The sequence below is a fragment of the Halomonas chromatireducens genome (assembly GCF_001545155.1).
GTDB lineage: Bacteria > Pseudomonadota > Gammaproteobacteria > Pseudomonadales > Halomonadaceae > Halomonas > Halomonas chromatireducens.
This window is the reverse complement of record NZ_CP014226.1, coordinates 923,970-940,466: the sequence shown is the minus strand read 5'-3', so window position 1 is coordinate 940,466 and position 16,497 is coordinate 923,970. Positions and strand designations below refer to the sequence as shown.

17 protein-coding genes are annotated in these 16,497 nt (G+C 62.9%); 7 read left to right on the top strand and 10 right to left on the bottom strand.

Annotated features, from left to right (window positions below):
* Nucleotides 1-222: 222 nt before the first annotated feature.
* Complete coding sequence (locus tag LOKO_RS04365; RefSeq protein WP_066445539.1) at nucleotides 223-552, bottom strand: DUF1820 family protein; 330 nt, start codon at nucleotides 550-552, stop codon at nucleotides 223-225.
* A gap of 245 nt (nucleotides 553-797) precedes the next feature.
* Between LOKO_RS04365 and miaB the strand changes: the two genes are divergently transcribed.
* The 5 genes from miaB (at nucleotide 798) to lnt (ending at nucleotide 6,208) form a co-directional block, all read left to right on the top strand.
* On the top strand, nucleotides 798-2,141 hold the full coding sequence (miaB, locus tag LOKO_RS04360; RefSeq protein ID WP_066445535.1) for a tRNA (N6-isopentenyl adenosine(37)-C2)-methylthiotransferase MiaB: 1,344 nt from the start codon (nucleotides 798-800) through the stop codon (nucleotides 2,139-2,141).
* A gap of 75 nt (nucleotides 2,142-2,216) precedes the next feature.
* Entirely contained in the window at nucleotides 2,217-3,302 is a 1,086-nt protein-coding gene (locus LOKO_RS04355; protein WP_066445531.1) for a PhoH family protein, read from the top strand.
* On the top strand, nucleotides 3,299-3,829 hold the full coding sequence (gene ybeY / locus LOKO_RS04350) for an rRNA maturation RNase YbeY (protein WP_066445529.1): 531 nt from the start codon (nucleotides 3,299-3,301) through the stop codon (nucleotides 3,827-3,829). Before LOKO_RS04355 ends, ybeY begins: the two co-directional genes overlap by 4 nt.
* Nucleotides 3,826-4,698 carry an HlyC/CorC family transporter gene (locus LOKO_RS04345; protein WP_066445527.1) on the top strand — a complete coding sequence of 291 codons (873 nt, stop codon included), beginning with the start codon at nucleotides 3,826-3,828 and terminating at the stop codon, nucleotides 4,696-4,698. Before ybeY ends, LOKO_RS04345 begins: the two co-directional genes overlap by 4 nt.
* A gap of 25 nt (nucleotides 4,699-4,723) precedes the next feature.
* Nucleotides 4,724-6,208 carry an apolipoprotein N-acyltransferase gene (gene lnt, locus LOKO_RS04340; protein ID WP_066445526.1) on the top strand — a complete coding sequence of 495 codons (1,485 nt, stop codon included), beginning with the start codon at nucleotides 4,724-4,726 and terminating at the stop codon, nucleotides 6,206-6,208.
* A gap of 473 nt (nucleotides 6,209-6,681) precedes the next feature.
* Here the strand turns inward: lnt and phaC are convergent, their stop codons facing one another.
* The 5 genes from phaC to prmB all read right to left on the bottom strand — a co-directional run bounded on the left by phaC (nucleotide 6,682) and on the right by prmB (nucleotide 11,896).
* On the bottom strand, nucleotides 6,682-8,517 hold the full coding sequence (gene phaC, locus LOKO_RS04335; RefSeq protein ID WP_066445524.1) for a class I poly(R)-hydroxyalkanoic acid synthase: 1,836 nt from the start codon (nucleotides 8,515-8,517) through the stop codon (nucleotides 6,682-6,684).
* A gap of 121 nt (nucleotides 8,518-8,638) precedes the next feature.
* Nucleotides 8,639-9,076, bottom strand: a complete 438-nt coding sequence (locus LOKO_RS04330) for a phasin family protein (protein WP_043517541.1) — start codon at nucleotides 9,074-9,076, stop codon at nucleotides 8,639-8,641.
* A 215-nt stretch (nucleotides 9,077-9,291) separates the two neighbouring features.
* Nucleotides 9,292-9,738 carry a DUF6489 family protein gene (locus LOKO_RS04325; protein ID WP_066445521.1) on the bottom strand — a complete coding sequence of 149 codons (447 nt, stop codon included), beginning with the start codon at nucleotides 9,736-9,738 and terminating at the stop codon, nucleotides 9,292-9,294.
* Between the two features lie 74 nt (nucleotides 9,739-9,812).
* A complete protein-coding gene (gene aroC / locus LOKO_RS04320) occupies nucleotides 9,813-10,898 on the bottom strand; it encodes a chorismate synthase (RefSeq protein ID WP_066445518.1) in 1,086 nt (361 codons plus the stop codon).
* Nucleotides 10,899-10,942: 44 nt separating this feature from the next.
* A complete protein-coding gene (prmB, locus tag LOKO_RS04315; protein WP_066445515.1) occupies nucleotides 10,943-11,896 on the bottom strand; it encodes a 50S ribosomal protein L3 N(5)-glutamine methyltransferase in 954 nt (317 codons plus the stop codon).
* Nucleotides 11,897-12,014: 118 nt separating this feature from the next.
* On the opposite strand from prmB, the gene LOKO_RS04310 reads away from it, so the two are divergent.
* Nucleotides 12,015-12,590, top strand: coding sequence for a Smr/MutS family protein (locus LOKO_RS04310; protein WP_066445512.1), 576 nt, complete (start codon nucleotides 12,015-12,017; stop codon nucleotides 12,588-12,590).
* A gap of 5 nt (nucleotides 12,591-12,595) precedes the next feature.
* On the opposite strand, the gene LOKO_RS04305 is transcribed toward LOKO_RS04310, so the two are convergent.
* Genes LOKO_RS04305 through LOKO_RS20480 form a run of 4 tightly spaced genes read right to left on the bottom strand, consistent with a single transcriptional unit; the run spans nucleotide 12,596 to nucleotide 15,167 of the window.
* Entirely contained in the window at nucleotides 12,596-13,648 is a 1,053-nt protein-coding gene (locus LOKO_RS04305; protein ID WP_066445509.1) for a patatin-like phospholipase family protein, read from the bottom strand.
* 28 nt (nucleotides 13,649-13,676) lie between these two features.
* A complete protein-coding gene (locus LOKO_RS04300) occupies nucleotides 13,677-14,546 on the bottom strand; it encodes an alpha/beta fold hydrolase (protein ID WP_066445507.1) in 870 nt (289 codons plus the stop codon).
* Complete coding sequence (locus LOKO_RS20485; RefSeq protein ID WP_335339206.1) at nucleotides 14,543-14,944, bottom strand: hypothetical protein; 402 nt, start codon at nucleotides 14,942-14,944, stop codon at nucleotides 14,543-14,545. The genes LOKO_RS04300 and LOKO_RS20485 overlap by 4 nt, the downstream gene beginning before the upstream one ends.
* Nucleotides 14,925-15,167 carry a hypothetical protein gene (locus tag LOKO_RS20480; protein WP_335339205.1) on the bottom strand — a complete coding sequence of 81 codons (243 nt, stop codon included), beginning with the start codon at nucleotides 15,165-15,167 and terminating at the stop codon, nucleotides 14,925-14,927. Before LOKO_RS20480 ends, LOKO_RS20485 begins: the two co-directional genes overlap by 20 nt.
* A 369-nt stretch (nucleotides 15,168-15,536) precedes the next feature.
* On the opposite strand from LOKO_RS20480, the gene LOKO_RS04290 reads away from it, so the two are divergent.
* Nucleotides 15,537-16,484, top strand: a complete 948-nt coding sequence (locus tag LOKO_RS04290; RefSeq protein ID WP_066445505.1) for an AEC family transporter — start codon at nucleotides 15,537-15,539, stop codon at nucleotides 16,482-16,484.
* Nucleotides 16,485-16,497: the final 13 nt, after the last annotated feature.

Here is a 16,497-nt window from a genome sequence, read left to right as displayed (position 1 = left end):
AAGGCTCGTGCGGCAGCTGCTGCGCCGCGACCTGTATGCCGCCGTCGAACCTCCCGTTCGCACTGCGGCCGATGAGACCATTGTTGAAGAGGGCTATCCACAGCTTCTGTGGATAAGTCCCGGGAAAAACGCGGGAAAGACCCTGCTACCTGTTGCCCCACATGGCCCCGGGTCGAACTGGTCACTTCATGACCAGTTCGACCCGGAGCCGTTAGCCCCCTTCTAACTCTCCCCCCTGGGCGGCGGCATCGGCGCCCGGGGAAACTCGGCGATACGTCCTTCGCTCTTGACTGCCCGAGCCGGCCCCTCACGCTCCACTTCGTCGATACGGACGATGGAGTTGATCGGCAGGTAGCTGCGGGTCACACCATCGAAGGTGTGGCGCAGCTTGTCGGCCGAGGGATCCACCACCAGCTTCGAGCGGTCCTGGAAGACGAATTCCTCGATCTCGATGAATCCCCAGAGGTCGCTTTGGAATATCTCGCGGGCGTAGAGTTCCCACACTTCACCTTGTTGGTGAAAAACCACCCGATAGATTGGCTTGGCCGCCATAAGGCCGTCATTCCTTCCCGTTCGATTGACCGTTGTGCGCCCGAGTTTCAAGGCGCACGCCTGCAGACTCGCAAGCGTAACACAGTCGATGGACGACGAGACCACCACGCTGGCCCCACTGCCCCTGGTTCCGTATAATGCTCCCATCTTCGAGAACGGCCCGGCAGGCTGGCCGAGCCGCATTCCCGCGACACTCCACTCACCGGTGACGCAAGCGTCGGGCAACCGATCGCGATCCTATTCTTATGGCGAAGAAACTCTTCATCAAGACCCACGGCTGCCAGATGAACGAGTACGACTCCGCTCGCATGGCGGATCTGCTCGGCGAATCCCATCAGTTGGAACTGACCGACGACGAAGGCGACGCCGACGTCATCCTTCTCAATACCTGCTCGATTCGCGAGAAGGCCCAGGAGAAGGTCTTCCACCAGCTCGGTCGCTGGAAGAAACTCAAGGAGGCCAATCCCGACCTGGTGATCGGCGTGGGGGGCTGCGTGGCCAGTCAGGAAGGGGAGGCTCTGCGCAAGCGCGCCCCCCATGTCGACATGGTCTTCGGCCCCCAGACCCTGCACCGTGTCCCGGCCATGCTCGATTCCCGGCGCAACGATCAGATTTCCGTGGTCGACGTCACCTTCCCGGAGATCGAGAAGTTCGATCACCTGCCCAGCCCCAGCTCGGACGGGGCCACCGCCTTCGTCTCGGTCATGGAAGGCTGTTCCAAGTACTGCACCTTCTGTGTCGTGCCCTATACCCGCGGCGAGGAAGTCTCACGCCCCTTCGAGTCGGTCATGGACGAGGTCATCCACCTGGCCGATCAGGGGGTACGCGAGATCAACCTGCTGGGACAGAACGTCAATGCCTACCGCGGGGAGAACCAGCTTGGTGACGAGATCGACCTGGCCGAGCTGATCGCCTGCGTGGCGGCGGTGGAAGGCATCGATCGCGTCCGCTTCACCACGTCTCACCCGGTGGAGTTCACCGACAGCCTGATCGAGGCCTATGGCGAGATACCGGAACTGGTCAGCCACCTGCACCTGCCGGTACAGGCCGGCTCCGACCGTATTCTGGCAGCGATGAAGCGCGGCCACACCGTCGAGGAGTACGTGGAGAAGCTGGAGCGCATCCGCAAGTTGCGCCCCGATATCAGCTTCTCGTCGGACTTCATCATCGGCTTCCCCGGCGAGACCGAAGCGGATTTTGAAGCGACCATGGACCTGATCCATCGCATCGGCTTCGACCACTCCTTCAGCTTCGTCTATTCGGCACGCCCCGGCACACCGGCGGCAAGCCTCGCCGACGATACTCCCGAGAGCGTCAAGAAGCAGCGCCTGGCGATTCTTCAGGAGCGTATCATCCAGCAGGCCATGCAGATCAGCCGGCGCATGGTGGGGTCGACCCAGCGGATTCTGGTCACCGGTTTCTCGCCGAGGGATCCAGGCCAGCTCTCAGGGCGTACCGAGAACAATCGGGTGGTCAATTTCCGTGCCGCCAACCCCACCGAGCTGATCGGCCACTTCGTCGACGTGACCATCACAGAAGCGCTACCCAACTCGTTACGTGGCGAGCTGCACTCACCGGCACTACACTGAGCATTCTGTCATTGCCCCGGCCTTCGCCGGGGCAGTAAGCTGAGCCCACATTCGCAACGCATGGATCCCCCTGTCTTGAGCCAGCCAACTTCTCAGGCGAACCGCATCATCACATTGAGTCTCGAACCCAATGACCCCCAGCGTCTGGCCAATCTCTGCGGTCAGCGCGATGAGCACCTCAAACTGGTCGAGGAACGACTCGGCGTCACCCTTCGCAATCGTGGCAACGTGTTTCAGCTGGCAGGGCCCGGACATCGAGTCAAGGCGGCCGCCAACGTACTGGAACACCTCTATCGCGAAGCCGAAGCCAGTGACCTGGCACCAGACACCGTGCATCTCTTCCTTCAGGAGTCCGGCCTCGAGGCGCTGGATGAAGAAGAGGGACACGAAGACGGCGACGTCCTGCTGCGCACGCCCAAGGTGCTGATCAAGCCCCGCGGCCAGAACCAGCAGAGCTACGTTTCGAGCATTCGCGCCCATGACATCAACTTCGGCATCGGTCCGGCCGGCACCGGCAAGACCTACCTGGCCGTCGCTGCAGCGGTTGAAGCCTTGAATCATCAGGAGGTGCGCCGCATCCTGCTGGTGCGCCCGGCCGTGGAGGCTGGTGAAAAGCTCGGCTTCCTGCCCGGCGATCTGGCCCAGAAAATCGATCCCTACCTGCGCCCGCTCTATGACGCTCTCTACGAGATGCTCGGCTTCGAACAGGTCGGCAAGCTCATCGAGCGGCAGGTGATCGAGATTGCCCCACTGGCCTACATGCGTGGGCGCACCCTGAACAACGCCTTCATCATTCTCGACGAAAGCCAGAACACCACTCGCGAGCAGATGAAGATGTTCCTGACCCGTATCGGTTTCGGTTCAACTGCCGTGATCACCGGGGACGTCACCCAGGTCGACCTGCCCCGAGGGTCGAGCTCCGGCTTGATCCAGGTGCTGGAAGTGTTGCGGGGAACGCCCGGTATTGGAGTCACTCACTTCGCGGCCAAGGATGTGGTGCGCCATCCGCTGGTACAGCGCATCATCGAGGCCTACGAGGGCTTCGAGGCCGAGCAGGAGGTGCAGGAGCGTGCCCGGGCCGAGGCCCGCACCCGTGAGCGCGAGTCGCTGCGTCAGGAGCGCGAGCGCCACAGGGGCAGCAAGGACTACGGCGAGACATGAGTTCCCATGCGGTAGTCGACCGTCAGATCGCCTCCACGGGCAGCGGCTTGCCGGTGCAGTCGGCGCTACAGGCCTGGGTCGATGCCGTACTGGCTCACTTCCCGGGAGAGCGTCGCACCGAGGTCACTATCCGCATCGTCGATGCCGACGAAGGCCGGGCGCTCAACCGGGACTATCGCGGCCACGACCGGCCCACCAACGTGCTCTCCTTCCCTTTCGAAGCGCCCCCCGGCATCGAACTGCCGCTGCTCGGGGACCTGGTGATTTGTCACCCGGTGGTTCAACAGGAAGCCCTCGAGCAGGACAAGCGGCTGGAAGATCACTACGCTCATCTGGTGGTCCATGGCACACTGCATCTGCTCGGGCATGACCATATTGACGAGTCGGAAGCCGACACCATGGAGCAGCTGGAGCGCGATATCCTGGCGACCTTTTCCATTGCCGACCCGTATCTACCGGTTCAGGTCATGAGTGGTGGCAATGGCGAGCGACACTTCGATAGCGAGGACGAGAGACTCGACCCATGAGTGAAGACCGATCGAACGGCCAGGGCGGAAAGTCCTGGCTAGAGAAACTACTCGGCGCCCTCTCGGGTGACAATGATGGTCCCAGTTCACGGGAAGAGCTGATGGAGTTCCTGCGCCAGGCCGGCACTCGTCTGAAGTTGGAGCAGGACGCGATGATGATCATCGAGGGGGCCCTGAACATCAGCGACCAGCAGGTGCGCGAAGTGCTGATACCCCGCTCCCAGGTCGCGGCCATTGCCGCCGACCAGCCGCCGGACGAATACCTGGCGCTGATCGACGAGACGGGACACTCCCGTTACCCGGTCATCGGCGAGAACCTTGATGAAATCAAGGGGCTGCTACTGGTCAAGGACCTGCTGCGCTTGCTCAACTGCCCGGACGAGGAGCGCGATAACTTCCGTATCGAGGATATCCTGCGGCCCGCCATGTTCGTACCGGAGTCCAAGCGACTCAACAGCCTGCTCAAGGAGTTTCGCGACACCCACAATCACATGGCGGTGGTAGTCGACGAATATGGCGGTACTGCCGGCATCGTGACCATCGAGGACATTCTCGAGCAGATCGTCGGCGATATCGAAGACGAGCACGATACCGACGAGGAAGACGATATCCGCGACCTGGGCGAAGGTCGCTATGCCATTCGCGCCCTGACGCCGATCGAGGATTTCAACGAGCGCTTCGGCACCGACTTTTCCGACGACGAGTTCGATACCGTCGGCGGCCTGGTCATGCAGCGCTTCGGCCACCTGCCCGGGCGCGGTGAACATGCCGAGCTGGGCGGCTGGCGTTTCACCGTACTCAACGCCGACAATCGTCGCATCCGCCTGCTGGAGGCAGCTCAAAACAGTGACGCAATCACGGAAGAATAGGCAAGCCAGGATGCCACGACTAACCATGACGGAACTTCGCCTTTCCCCGGTAGCCGCCTATCTGCTGGCGGTGATCGCCGGCGTGCTCACCACACTGACCGCCTCCCCGTTCGAACTCTGGTGGCTAGGCCCGGTCGCCGCTGGGCTGATGGTCGTGGGCATTCATTACCTGTCACCCCTCCAGGCCGCGTTGAAGGGCTGGTGCTATGGGGTCGGTCTGTTCGGCTCCGGCGCTTCCTGGGTCTATGTGTCGATTCACGACTACGGCTACACCGGGGTGCCGTTGGCGCTGTTCCTGACCACCCTGTTCGTCTGCTCCATGGCGTTGTTCTTTGCCGCCACCCTCTGGCTCTATCGCCGGCTGACAGGCCCTCGCCTCGCTTTCCTCACCTTTGCCGGCGCCTGGGTGCTCGGTGAGTGGCTGCGCACCTGGCTGTTCACCGGATTCCCCTGGCTGCTTCTCGGCAGCGCCCATGTGGACTCCCCGCTGGCCCCCTGGGCACCGATAGGCGGCGTCTACCTGCTCTCGCTGCTGACGGTGCTCACCGGCACCCTCGGGGTCGAATTCCTGCGTCGCCGCTGGTGGGCCGCAGCACCCGTGGCTGTGTTCTGGTTGGCCCCGTTGATCCTGCCGACTCAATGGACATCACCCGCCGGCGAACCCCTGCGCATCGCCCTGTTGCAGGGTAACCTGGACCAGCTGATCAAATGGACGCCAGAAGGTCAGCGCATCGCAGCCAATACCTATCTGGAGATGACTCGGGAACAGGCCGACGATATCGACCTGATCATCTGGCCGGAAGCGGCCTTGCCGATGTTCGAGGACGAAGCAATGCAGATTCTGGCGCGCGCGCAGTCCACCATGCCGCCAGGCAGCGCCCTGCTGACAGGCATCCTGCAACGCGAACAGCGTGGGCTCTACTACAACAGCGTGATCGGCGTCGGCAATACGGAAGGCGAGTACCGCAAGGCGCATCTGGTGCCCTTCGGCGAGTATCTGCCGCTGGAGCGCTGGCTGCGTGGAACCATCGCCTTCTTCGCCCTGCCGATGCCGGCCATGACCCAAGGTCCTGATAGACAGCCTCCAATCAAGGCCGTGGGCACCACCATCGGCAATGCGATCTGCTACGAGATCATCTACGCCGACCTTGTGGCCGATCGGGCCCGTGATTCCGAGCTGCTGCTGACGGTATCCAATGACACCTGGTTCGGCGAGTCGATCGGTCCGCTGCAGCATCTGCAAATGGCCCGCCTGCGCGCCCTCGAGAATGGCCGCTATGTGGTGCGCGCCACCAGCAATGGCGTCACCGTGATCGTCGACCCCCAGGGCCGCATCACCGCCCGAGCCCCCCAGTTCGAGACCACCTACCTCACCGGGGAAGCCACGCCGATGCAGGGCCTCACGCCATTCACCCGCACCGGCAGCTGGCCAGTCTGGCTGCTCGCCATCTTGCTGGTATTGCCGGGGCTTTGGCTGAAACGTCGTGCCTATGTGACTGCCAAAGCCTGAGGGTGGTGACGTCAATTCCTGCCATGGCAGGCAATCACCACCCTGTCGGAGGTAGCTTTAGCTCGCGACCGCGGTGTTGCCAACGCTGGCGATAGCCACTGCCCTTGCAGCCTCCGCCGGGGCGCCTGCCGGCGCCAGTCGCGATGGAAACCAGCGCTCCAACAGCTGATTTTTCCTGCCATGGCAGGCAATCACCACCCTGTTGGAGGAAGCTTTAGCTCGCGACCGCGGTGCTACCAACGCTGGCGATAGCCACTCACCTTGCAGCCTCCGCCAAGGCGCCTGCCGGCGCCAGTAGCGATGGAAACCAGCGCTCCAACAGCTGATTTTTCCTGCCATGGCAGGCAATCGCCACCCTGTTGGAGGAAGCTTTAGCTCGCGTTCATCCGGACCGACGCTAAATCGTCATCCAAAAAAAACGTGGCCCGCTCAAAGGCGGGCCACGCTGACTCCTTCTCGTCGATGCCTGCCGATTACTCCTTCGGCGGCACTTCCCCCAGCACCTCGGGAATGGTCATGCGCACGTAGCGCCCCGGCGCTTCCTCGAGCAGCGACAGTTCGCCCTCGCCCGGCTGGCGTGCCGGCACCATCTTCTGCAGATCGGCGTAGCCACCCTCGGTCATCCACTGCTGCCAGTGCGGCCACCAGGAACCTTCCTGAGGTTCGGCGCCGGCCAGCCACTCCTCATGACTATCGGGCAACTCGCTATTGGTCCAGTAGCCGTACTTGTTCTTGTGCGGCGGGTTCACGATACCGGCGATATGGCCGGAACCACCCAGCACGAACGTGGTCGGCCCCTTGGGCAGCAGCGCCCCGTAGTAGGTGCTGTTCCACTTGGCGATATGGTCGTCGCGGGTCGAGATAAAATAGCTCGGCGTGGAAACCTTGCGCAGGTCGATCTTGACCCCATCCAACTCAATACCACCGGGCTGCACCAACCGATTTTCCAGGTACATGTTACGCAGATACCAGCCGTGCGTTGCCGCCGGCAGGTTGGTTCCATCGGTATTCCAGTAGAGCAGGTCGAATGGTGCGGGGTTCTCGCCCTTCAGGTAGTTGCTGATATAGAACGACCAGAAGAGATCGTTCTCGCGCAACAGGTTGAAGGTATAGGCCATGGAGCGGCCATCGAGATAGCCATCATTCTCGAGCCGAGCCTCGATACCGGCCAGGATCGGCTCACTCAGGAGCACGCCGATCTCGCCCGGGTCGCGGAAATCCTGCAGCGTGGCCATGTAGGTCACTGACTTGACCTTGCGACCGCGGCGGGTACTGGTGAGATAGGCTACCGTCGATGCCGCCAGGGTTCCACCGACACAGTAACTGAGAAGGTTGACCGATTTTTCGCCACAGGCCTGCTCGATGGCCTCCATGGCGGCGACCGGCCCCATCTGCATATAGTCGGCCCAGGTCAGATCCCCCTGCTCGGACCCCGGGTTGCGCCAGGAAATCAGGAACACGGTGTGTCCCTGATCCACCAGCCACTTGACCATGGAGTTATCCTGACGGAGGTCGAGAATATAGTACTTGTTGATCCAGGGCGGCACGACCAGTAGCGGCGTCTTGAAGACCGTCTCGGTCGTCGGCGTGTACTGAAGCAACTGAATCAGTTCGTTCTCGTAAACCACATGGCCCGGTGTCACGGCGATGTTATCACCCACCTCGAAGGCGCTGCGATCGGTCATGCTCACATTCAGACCATCGGCGGAATTGGCCAGGTCATGCCTCAGTCGGGTCAGACCATCTACCAGGTTCTGGCCGCGTGTCTCCATGGTGCGCCGCATGACTTCGGGGTTGGTAGAGATGAAGTTGGTCGGCGCCATGGCGTTGACCAGTTGGCGCGCATAGAAAGCCAGATTGCGCTTCTGTTGCTCGGGCAGCCCCTCAAGGCGCTCAATCAGCTCTTCGACCATGCGCGAGAACAGCAGGTACTGCTGCATGATCGCCTGGTAGAAGGGGTCATTGCTCCAGGCCTCGTCGTTGAAGCGCCGATCACCCCGCGGGGGTGTTATCAGGGGCTCGACCGGCTCGCCATGGACAGAACGTATGCTGTTCTCCCACAGCTGCCATTGATCCTGAACCAGACGCGCCTGTGTTTGCCACAGCAACATCGGGTCACGCATCAGTGACTCTGCGCCGGCCTTGAAGGCTTCCCGCATATCGCTATGAATGGTGTCGGCCGCCGCATCGGGCGCCATTCGTGCAAGCAGGTCCTGCATCAATGCCTGATACTGCTGCCCCATTTCCTGCAGCTGCGTATTCCACTCTTCCCACTCGGCTTGAGATGGACCTTCCGACCCTGACAGCATTGCCCACTCCTGATCATCGACTCACGGCGTAACTTCAACGAGCCGCCTCCACAACATCCTGCAGGAGGACGCTGTGGAGGCGGCAGCGTCGCCCGGGACTCCAGGCGACACAGGGATATTTTCAGCTTTTGCGCGAAGACTGGCTGGTTGCCTTGGCCGGGGCATCCGCCTTGCCCGAGCCTGCCGGCTTGGCACTCTCGCCACTCTCGCGCGCCTGGTCGGCCAGCTGCTGGCCGGCCTCGCTAAGCAGCTTCTCCAGCTCAGAGCGGAATTCCTGGCTCATCTCGTTCAACGCCTGGGCATCCTCCATCATCTGCTTGGAGAGTTCGCTCATCATTTCGGCCTGCTGAGCGCCGAACTGCTGGAGATCCTCCGCATCACTGATTTCCGAGGCACTGCGCATGCGCTCGGTACCCAGCTGACTGTAGCGTTTCATGGCCTCCAACTGATACTCGGTCATCTTTTCCATATTGCCGAGCATCAGCGAGTTCAGCTTGCGCATGGGCTCGAAGAAGCGGCGCGTCTGCTGATTGAAATTGTCGATCATCTTGTCCTGCATGGTGGTAACCTCCTGTGGACCTGAAGTCATGCGGGCGCAGCGCCAATCCCCCTTCGCCAATCACCCTTCGCTATTACTGAACGGCAAACTTCGCGGCATGAATGCTGCACTGCACAAAGCGTAGTCTGCCACGCCCTTGGTTGCAACTTAATGTAGCTCATTCCAAGGTCGCACAACTGCCGATTTCGCACTTGGAAGCCATTGTCCTGGCCGGGTCACTCACTGCGCTGCGACCTCGAGCGAGCACTCGCCGTACCTGCCCGCTTGCTGCTCTTCTTAGCCTCGGCCGGCTCTGGCTTCTGCTCGCCCTTGGCCGCTGCCTTTTCCTTTCTTGCTCCGGCTCTTTCCTCTTCGGATTCTGCTTGGTCCGCCTTGCCGCTACTGGCCTTGCGCAGCATATCCAGCATCATTTGCTGGTAGGTGCCGAAGCTGGCAAGCCCTTGAGACAACCCCTGGGTCATGCCCTGAGAAAGTCCCTGAGATAGCCCCTGCTGCTGCAGAAAAGGCTGCATAAGGCTCATGGGGTCGTAGCCTTCGACCCCAGCCTCCATCTGCTTGTGAATCCGGTTCAGCAAATCCTGCTGGAAAGCCTCGACATCGGGCAGGCCCAGGGAGCGGCGGAACTCGTCAGGGGTCAGGTCGAACTCGACGTTGATCTTCATGGCGGTACTCGGCTCAAGTGGTTTATTGAGTGTAGCAGCCAGCCAGGCCCAGCGGGCCTAGCCCGGAATCCGATTCAGCGCAGCACCGGCGTGGTGACGCGCACGTCGGTATTCTGCGCGCGGTGACGCAGCAGGTGGTCCATCAAGGTCAGCGCCATCATGGCTTCGGCGATCGGCGTGGCACGAATGCCCACGCAGGGGTCGTGGCGTCCCTTGGTGATCACTTCGACCGCCTGGCCATGCAAGTCGATGGAGCGCCCCGGCGTGGTGATGCTCGAGGTCGGCTTGAGCGCCAGATGCGCGACCAGCTGCTGTCCCGAGGAGATGCCGCCGAGCACGCCGCCGGCGTGATTGGAGAGAAACCCCTCCGGCGTCATTTCATCGCGGTGCTCACTGCCCCGCTGCGCCACGGCGGCGAAGCCGTCGCCGATCTCCACACCCTTGACGGCATTGATGCTCATCAAGCCATGCGCCAGCTCGGCATCAAGCCGGTCGAAGACAGGCTCACCAAGCCCCGGAGGCAGGCCATCGGCCACCACGGTGATCTTCGCACCCACCGAATCCTGGGCTCGACGCAGCTCATCCATGAAGGCCTCGAGCTCAGGCACCCTGTCCGGGTCGGGACAAAAGAAGGGGTTGTCATGTACCGCCTCCCAGCTCTTGAAGGCGATCTCGATGGGGCCGAGCTGGCTCATGTAGCCGCGCACTACGATGCCTTGGGTGGCCAGGTACTTCTTGGCGATCCCCCCTGCCGCCACCCGCATGGCGGTTTCCCGGGCACTGGAGCGGCCACCGCCCCGGTAGTCACGAATACCGTACTTGTGATGGTAGCTATAGTCGGCGTGGGCGGGGCGGAACTGATCCTTGATGTTCGAGTAGTCCTTGGAACGCTGATCGGTGTTCTCGATCAGCAGCCCGATGGAGGTGCCGGTGGTCACCCCCTCGAACACGCCGGAGAGGATCTTCACCTGGTCGGGCTCGCGGCGCTGTGTGGTGTGACGTGACGTGCCGGGGCGCCGACGGTCCAGGTCCTGCTGCAGGTCGGCCTCGGTCAACGGCAGGCCCGGCGGGCACCCGTCGACGATGGCGCCAAGGGCCGGCCCATGGCTCTCGCCGAAGGTAGTGACGGTAAACAGCTTGCCGAATGTGTTGCCGGACATGGGCGTGCCTCCTGAGTGATTCTATGGATGATCGCTGTCAGCGATCAGGCGAAGGACGCCGCATGGGCGTCGAGTTCCGCGGCAGAGAGAGCGAAGACGCCCTGGCCGCCACGCTCGAAGTCGAGCCACAGGAAAGGCACCTCGGGAAAGGCGGCCTCCAGGTGGCGGTCCGAATTGCCCACTTCGACGATCAGTACACCGTCCTCGGTGAGATGCTCACGGGCCTGGCGCAGGATACGCCGGACGATATCGAGCCCGTCATGTCCCGCTTCCAGCGCCAGGCTCGGCTCATGGCGAAACTCGGAGGGCATGGTGGCCAGGTCACGGGCATCCACGTAGGGAGGGTTGGAGACGATCAGGTCGTAGCGCTGGCCGCCGAGGCCGTCGAATACATCCGACAGCACGGCCCGCACCCTGGCACCCACCTCATGACGCTGGATGTTCTGCTTGGCCACCGCCAGCGCTTCCGGGCTGATATCGGCCAGGTCGACGTCGCAGGTGGGCAGGTGCAGCGCCGTGGCGATACCGATGCAGCCCGACCCGGTACAGAGGTCGAGCACCCGGGTCGGCGGTTGATCCGGAAACCACGCCTCGAACCCCGATTCGATGAGCTCGGCAATCGGCGAACGGGGGATCAACACTCTTTCGTCCACGTGGAAGGGAAAGCCGGCGAAGAAGGCTTCGCCCAGAAGATACGGCAGCGGGCGCCGGGTGGTGATGCGTTCGCGTACCAGGGCCACGATACGCAGGCGCTCCATGGGCAGCAGCCGCGCATCCAGCACCGCCGGGTCGACGTTCCAGGGCAGGTGCAGCGAACCCAGCACCAAGGCGACCCCCTCGTCCCAGGGCGAATCGGTGCCGTGCCCGTGGAACAGGCCGGCCAGATGAAACTCGCTGACACTCCAGCGCAGGTAGTCGCGTAGCGTGACGAGGTCGGCGGACAGGGCCGCATCATCCAGGGTGAGCGTCGAACGGGAAACGGAAGAGGATTCGGCCACGTGGGTTCCTGTGGGATCGGTTGCTGACAGGGGTCGATTGTACCCGCGGTGGCCAACGGTTCACAGTCGCGCTCAGGCCGCTATACTGTGCGCCCCGAACCCTTCCCACGAGTAGCACATGAGCCGACGCCGACGCCCACCGGATGAAGACGATGTCAGCGCCTTTCGCCAGGCACTGCATGAAGCCGGCGTGAGGCGTATTGTCAGCGACCGTGCCGATCCCGGTCGACCACGTCGCAAGGATCCGTCGGCGGCCGAGCGGCGCGCCGCGGCGGTTGCCGCGGGGAACAGCGACACTGCCAGCCGAACCAGCGATGGCCGCGTGGAGCCCGTGCGCCCATCGGAGCCGCTCGATTTTGCCCTGTCCGACCTGCCCCACCGCACTCGCACCCAGCTAAAGCGGGGGCGCATTGCCTGGGAGGCGGGGCTCGACCTGCACGGCCTTACGCTGGACGAGGCACGCTGCGAACTGGAGGGGTTTCTGCGTGACGCTGCCGCCAGTCGCATGCGCTGCGTGCTGATCGTGCATGGCAAGGCGTGGGGCAGCACCGCCGACTACCCCGTGATCAAGAGCCATGTGAACGCCTGGTTGCGCGAATGGCCGGCGGTACTCGCCTTCTGCTCGGCCCTGGATGCCGATGGGGGCACCGGCGCGGTTTATGTCCTGTTACGCCGCCGTGGCCAGGATGCCTAGCAGACTCACACGCCGCCTCCCGATTCACGTTCCGCCGGCATCTGGGGCGGCTGAACGACCATTCCTGGGCTTCCCCCATGGGATCGACCTTCGTATTGGTCCAGCGCCTGCAGGGTGAGGTGCCGCCCGAGCCTTATCAGGGCGTCGGCACGATGGAACTCGAAGGCGCCACAGACCGTCTTGGGGACTTCGATGAGGATATCCGGGGGATAACCTGCCACCTTGTATTTCGCCAATGCCGCCTGGGTGATGTCGAAGGAGGCCAGGATCATGTCCAGCCGCCCCCAGGCGCGACGACCAGTGGAGGCCTTCCCCGCCCCGGCTTCACTCTCGTCGCCCCCCCCGCCGTTGCCCAGCCCATCCAGAAAACGGCGGGTCGCACCGCGCACATCCATCCAGCCGCTCAGCGACGAGTCATTCTCTGATACCTCTTCGTCAACGCCCCGCTCTGACGGCAGCAGGTCCTCCAGAGTCACCGGCTGCGGGCTATGGGCAGTGACATTCACCGCCAGAATGAGGTCGGCATGGGCCGATACGGTCGGGATGATCGGCAAAGGGTTGAGCAGGCCGCCATCTACCAGTGTCTGGGCACCAATATGCACCGGGGTGATCACCCCCGGGATGGCGATGGAGGCGCGCATGGCACGCAGCAGAGAGCCCGACTGGAACCACACTTCACGCTGACGTGCCAGGTCGGTGGCCACCGCGGTGAAGGGAATCGGCAGGTCCTCGATCTGGATGTCACCCATCAGGCCCTGCAGCTTGCTCATCACCTTGCTGGCCCGCATGGCTCCCATGGGGCTCCAGGTGACATCCACCAGCTTCAGCACATCGAAATAGTCGAGTTGGCAGACCCATTCGCGATAGGCATCGAGCTCTCCCGCCGCATAGACACCCCCGATGACCGCGCCCATGGAGCAGCCGGAGATTGCCACGACTTCGTAGCCACGGGCCTCCAGCACATCGATCACGCCGATATGGGCATAGCCCCGTGCGCCTCCGCTTCCAAGGGTCAAGGCGACACGCTTACCGGTCTTCGCTGCCATCGAACCACTCATATTGCACCACTCCTGATGTCGCTCCCTGTTACGCGCCCGCTTCCATTGCCTGCCATTCGAGGATGGCTCCCGCTACTGTCGCTACCGCACCGGGCTCCAGGTGCAGATGGTGTCCCCCGGGCAATATCCGCCTGGTCAATGTCGGAACCGCCGATCGTGCGGCGGCAGCCGACTCCCGCCCGCCGAGTATGCCACTCTCGCCTTCGATCAACAGCACCGGCGCCTGGATGGACCCGAGCAGGGCCAGGACCTGTTCCGGCGTCAGGCGCACCGGCGAGGGCCAGAGCAGGCGACCGTCGGTGCGCAACCGCACATGACCGTCGCCTTCGTCATTCAGGTTGCGCGCCACCACCGGGGCGGCCGTTTCGGCATCGATGGGCGTCACTCCACCCGCTACCCGTGCCGCAACGGCAGTCTCGACATCAGGGTAGCGTGGTGGGGCCGATAGGGAACGACGACTGGCGCGCAGCCCTTTGCGCAGCTGTTGTGCAGCATCGCCGGCTGGAGTGGTGAGCGCTCCCAGGCCATCGATCAACACCAGTCGACTGATACGTTCAGGCAGTGCCGCCGCGACCAGGCAGGACACCACTGCTCCCATGGAGTGAGCCAGCAGGGTGGTTTGCTCCAAGCCAAGCTCATCGGCGGCATCCAGCAGGTCGTGGCAGTAGTCCCACAGCGCATAGTCGCCGGCGACATGTTGCGAATGACCGTGTCCGCTGAAGTCGATGGCAACGATGCGGATCCCTAGTTGGCGTACCAGAAGGGGCGCCAGCCGCGAGAAGCTCGCCGCGTTATCCAGCCAGCCGTGGAGTGCCAACCAGGTCGGCACCTCCTCTGGACCCCAGCACAATCCCGCGAGCCGCCCACCGGCCAGGCTAATGTCTCTTGGATCGCTCATGCCGAGTTCTCCAGCAAGTCATCCAGCATTGCCAGCAATGCCTGTCGCGTCTCCTCGGGGTGCTCCATGGGAAACATGTGCGTACCCGGTACCAGAGCCAGCTTGATCCGGTGCCGTTCAAGCCGACGTCGTCGCGCCGGGGTGATCAGGTCGGAATCGCTACCGGCGAGCAGCCCAAAAGGCACTTGCAGGCGCCGTGGAAGGCGGGTCAAGTGGTCCGGAAGCTGGCGGAATATCTCGGTCTCGATGGCTGGATCATAGACCAGCTCGGCCGTTCCATCATCGCGCAGCCGGGTGCCTCCCTCAACATAGTCATGCAGCGCATCGGGCGTGAAGCGCCGGAACAGGCCACGACGACGCAGGTGATTGGCCATGGCCTCACGGTCGGGCCACGCCAATGGCGGGCTCCTGACTATGGGTGAGATGATCGAGCAGCTCATCGCGCAGTGCCAGCCAGTTGTGGCCGACCGGGTAGTCGGGATGATGACCCAGGCGATCGACCGGATGAACGTCGAAGCGCTCGTGTAGCGGTGCGAGCAGGCTGCGGTAGCTCATGCCGGGAAAGCCGTTGGCATGGGCGAAGATCAATCGCGGTCGTTGGCTAGCGGGGGAAGCGGTCATGGTGGAATCCAGTGTCAAGCAAGACGTAAAGTCTATGGCGATAGCAGGCTAACGGGTTTACCCTATTTCGCCAAGTCGATCTGAAGTGTCCCCTAAGGAATCGCTGAACAAATCATCGAGCGAGATGAAGCGCAAGGCGCACGGAGCACAGGAACCGGAGCATATGGGGTATATGTGAGGATTCCGAGCACCGCGCAACGCAGCGATTCGCTCGTGTAGGCATTTGTTCAGTGTTTCCTGGAACCCAAGCCCTATCGGAGTCTCCCCATGCCAGCGCCGCGCCCCCCGCGTGATACCCGGATCCGTAACCGAATTTTCTGGATCACCGTGATTGCCGCCGTGACGGTCGGCCTTTGGCTGGCTCGCTGAATGGAACTGATCGACGTCTTCTTCGGCACCCTGGAAGTCACGCTGCCGGTCTTCGTCATGGTCTTCATCGGCCTGGGCCTGAAGCGTGCCGGCTGGATCGATCAGCCCTTTATCAATACCGCTTCGCTACTGGTCTTCAAGGGCACCATGCCGATGCTGATCTTTCTCAGCATCATCAAGGCCGACCTGGACGCTACCCTGAACCCGCTGCTGCTCGGCTTCTTTGCCCTGGCCACCCTGGGCAATTTCCTGTTCAGCTGGGGCTGGGCGATCCTGCGGGTGCCTCATGCCGACCGTGGCGTCTATGTCCAGGGCGCCTTCCGCGGCAACTGCGGCATCGTCGGGCTCGCCCTCGCCGCAGGCATGTACGGTGACTATGGCCTCTCCGCCGGCGGCCTGCTGCTGGGGGTGGTGATTCTTACCTACAACGCCTTTTCGGTGATTGCCCTGGCCGCCTACCAGCCCCATCAGCGCACCAACTGGCGCAGTATCGCCTCGCACATCGCACACAATCCGCTGATTCTGGCAGTGGTAGTGGCTGTGCCGGTGGCCGCCCTCGAACTGCGCCTTCCCGGCTGGCTGATGACCTCAGGGGAGTATTTTGCCTCGTTGACCCTGCCCCTGGCGCTGGTCTGTATCGGCGCCACCCTCTCCCTGGGCTCGATCCGGGCATCGGGACGCCTGGCCACTGGCGCCAGCCTGATGAAAATGATCACGATACCGGTACTGGCCACCAGTGCCGCCTGGCTGGTCGGCTTCGAAGGGCGCGAACTCGGTGTGCTCTTCCTGTTTTTCGCCAGTCCCACGGCAGCGGCTGCCTTTGTAATGGCCAAGGCGATGGGCGGCAACGCCGTGCTGACCGCCAATATCATCGCCCTCACTACGCTGATGGCAAGCGTGACCATCACGCTAGGGGTGTTTGGCCTGCGTCTCGCCGGGCTGATCTAAGCGTTGCCGTCAT

Coding starts and splice junctions, on each gene's coding strand:
- LOKO_RS04365 (WP_066445539.1), bottom strand. CDS start 552: ATGGCGGCCAAGCCAATCTATCGGGTGGTTTTTCACCAACAAGGTGAA.
- miaB (WP_066445535.1), top strand. CDS start 798: ATGGCGAAGAAACTCTTCATCAAGACCCACGGCTGCCAGATGAACGAG.
- ybeY (WP_066445529.1), top strand. CDS start 3,299: ATGAGTTCCCATGCGGTAGTCGACCGTCAGATCGCCTCCACGGGCAGC.
- LOKO_RS04345 (WP_066445527.1), top strand. CDS start 3,826: ATGAGTGAAGACCGATCGAACGGCCAGGGCGGAAAGTCCTGGCTAGAG.
- lnt (WP_066445526.1), top strand. CDS start 4,724: ATGACGGAACTTCGCCTTTCCCCGGTAGCCGCCTATCTGCTGGCGGTG.
- phaC (WP_066445524.1), bottom strand. CDS start 8,517: ATGCTGTCAGGGTCGGAAGGTCCATCTCAAGCCGAGTGGGAAGAGTGG.
- LOKO_RS04330 (WP_043517541.1), bottom strand. CDS start 9,076: ATGCAGGACAAGATGATCGACAATTTCAATCAGCAGACGCGCCGCTTC.
- LOKO_RS04325 (WP_066445521.1), bottom strand. CDS start 9,738: ATGAAGATCAACGTCGAGTTCGACCTGACCCCTGACGAGTTCCGCCGC.
- aroC (WP_066445518.1), bottom strand. CDS start 10,898: ATGTCCGGCAACACATTCGGCAAGCTGTTTACCGTCACTACCTTCGGC.
- LOKO_RS04310 (WP_066445512.1), top strand. CDS start 12,015: ATGAGCCGACGCCGACGCCCACCGGATGAAGACGATGTCAGCGCCTTT.
- LOKO_RS04305 (WP_066445509.1), bottom strand. CDS start 13,648: ATGAGTGGTTCGATGGCAGCGAAGACCGGTAAGCGTGTCGCCTTGACC.
- LOKO_RS04300 (WP_066445507.1), bottom strand. CDS start 14,546: ATGAGCGATCCAAGAGACATTAGCCTGGCCGGTGGGCGGCTCGCGGGA.
- LOKO_RS20480 (WP_335339205.1), bottom strand. CDS start 15,167: ATGACCGCTTCCCCCGCTAGCCAACGACCGCGATTGATCTTCGCCCAT.
- LOKO_RS04290 (WP_066445505.1), top strand. CDS start 15,537: ATGGAACTGATCGACGTCTTCTTCGGCACCCTGGAAGTCACGCTGCCG.